This window comes from Acidithiobacillus sp. TH-A36 (assembly GCF_057473445.1).
The window spans coordinates 1-1,112 of the sequence record NZ_JBYCKP010000581.1 but is presented as its reverse complement, the minus strand read 5'-3'; the positions used below and the strand labels follow the sequence as shown (position 1 = coordinate 1,112).

Sequence of the window (1,112 nt, the reverse complement as noted above, 5' to 3'; positions counted from 1 at the left end):
CATGGTGGCCTATCTGAAAACCGATCCCGTGTATGCGGATAAACTGGAAGCGGTTTGGCAATACAAAGACTGGCCAGATCGTCCGGATCACTGGAATGCCGACAACCTGGGCTTTGACCTGGTGGCCAGGACGATTGATGGCGACTACTGGGCCGTACAGTGCAAGTTTTATGATGCAAAGAGTCGGATCCACAAGGAAGCCATTACCAATTTCACCCATGATGCCAGCCGCAAGTTCACGGTCGATGGGGAAGAAAGAGAGTTTTCTTTCAAACTCTTTGTGGACACACAAAACGATCTGGGACGGCAGGCTGAAGAAGCCCTCAATGACATAGAGAATTTGAGTGTTCTGTATCTGCGCGATATGGAATCGGCCCCGATTGATTGGGAGAAGTTCAGTTGGGGTGCCCCGGAAGCTCTGACGCGCACCCCAGGCAAATCCCTGCGCGAACACCAGCGCGAAGCTCTGCAGGCGACCCTGAAAGGCTTTGAAACCCAGGATCGCGGCAAGCTCATTATGGCCTGCGGTACAGGCAAGACCTTTACCAGTCTCAACATCATGGAACGTATGGTCCCTGATGACGGGCTGACGCTGTTTCTGGCCCCTTCGATCACTCTGGTATCCCAAACCCTTCGGGAATGGGCGGATCAGGCGCAGAAGCCCTTTAATGCCTTTGTCGTGTGTTCAGACGCAAACGTAGGGCAGGAAGAAGACATGCGGCGGGCTGAATTGCCCTATCCGGCCACGACCGACGCAAAAAAACTGGTTGGTCAAATTCAAGGCTCCATCAAGGGTCGGCGCAATATCGTATTTTCGACGTACCAATCTATTCAGAAAGTGATCGAAGCCCAAAAGATCGGGAATCTTCCGGATTTTGACCTGGTGATTTGTGACGAAGCCCATCGGACTACCGGCCTCACGCTGAAAAACAAATCCGAAGCGGATTCGGATTTCGTCAAAGTCCATCAGAACAACCTGCTTCGCACTAGGAAACGCCTCTACATGACGGCCACCCCCCGTATCTATACCGAGAAAACCCGCAAAAAGGCCGACGAAAAAGAAGCGGTACTCTATTCCATGGATGACGAGTCCATCTATGGTCCAGAGTTTT

General features: G+C 52.2%; 1 protein-coding gene. It reads left to right on the top strand.

The annotated features are described in order from the left end of the window. A partial coding sequence (locus AC2VLY_RS14685; RefSeq protein ID WP_486892231.1) for a restriction endonuclease occupies positions 1-1,112 on the top strand: 1,112 nt, incomplete at both ends.